1 protein-coding gene is annotated in these 994 nt (G+C 33.3%); it reads left to right on the top strand.

Annotated features, from left to right (window positions below; all coding sequences use genetic code 11):
- Nucleotides 1–851: hypothetical protein (locus tag ACFQ13_RS05935; protein WP_386115149.1), on the top strand; the 851-nt coding region annotated here is incomplete at its 5' end.
- Between the last annotated feature and the right edge of the window lie 143 nt (nt 852–994).

The raw sequence follows: 994 nt of genomic DNA, 5'->3' as shown, positions 1-994 counted from the left end.
GCTTAACCACGCAACTAACCATACACAAACACGTTACCCATAAGCTGAACCAACCATTGAAAATACTACTTCACATAATAATTATTGCTTTTTTGACTGTTGTCACTCAAATAGGTGGAATAATATATTTGATTGCAATTTTGTTGGTTAAGAAAAGTGCGGAAAAGAAAAGATTGAAACGGATTGGAATTTTCGCAGTTCTATATTTGCTTACAACATTTTTAATCATTCCAAATGTCGCACCGATTTTCGGACGTGAAAAAATAAAAGAATCGGAATTCTTAAAAGCTCATTCTTTTTTTTACAAACTTGCCAATAGAAACTATGTAAGACCTGAATTAAATAAATCAATCGGACAAATCGCAACCGAATTTGAGAAACAGAACACAGGAATAAAAATGGTTTATCTTGATGCGAATTTCCCTTTCATAAACAAATTTCCTCTTTTGCCCCATTTGAGCCACAACGATGGAAAAAAAATTGACGTTTCTTTGATTTACGAAAATGATAACGGACAATTGACAAATAAAAAGCCATCAGTTAGTGGATATGGAGTTTATGAAATGCCAACCGAAAAAGAATATGACCAAGCCGAAGTTTGTAAGAATAAAGGAAATTGGCAATATGATTTTCCCAAATATCTGACTTTAGGCACAATCAATAAAGACATTGAGTTTTCCGAAAAAGGAACTCGACAATTGGCAAATCTGATTTTAAAACAAAAAAATATTGGCAAGTTATTTATCGAACCGCATTTAAAAACCAGACTGAATTTGAACAACGGAAAAGTAAGATTTCACGGATGTCAAGCAGTAAGACACGATGACCATATACATTTTCAACTGAAATAAAGAAAAAAGCCTATGGGTAACACCGTGTATAATTCATTGCTAGTTATAGCCTACTTACGAAAGTCCTCGCGGACTTTCTATCTGTGATTTATTTGCTAACTTTAGTGCTTAAAACACGCAACGAAATCATACACAAACACGTT

Origin of the sequence: Winogradskyella rapida (assembly GCF_042675845.1) — a bacterium.
GTDB lineage: Bacteria > Bacteroidota > Bacteroidia > Flavobacteriales > Flavobacteriaceae > Winogradskyella > Winogradskyella rapida.
The sequence above is the reverse complement of the archived record's forward strand: the minus strand, read 5'-3'. Positions and strand labels throughout refer to the sequence as shown.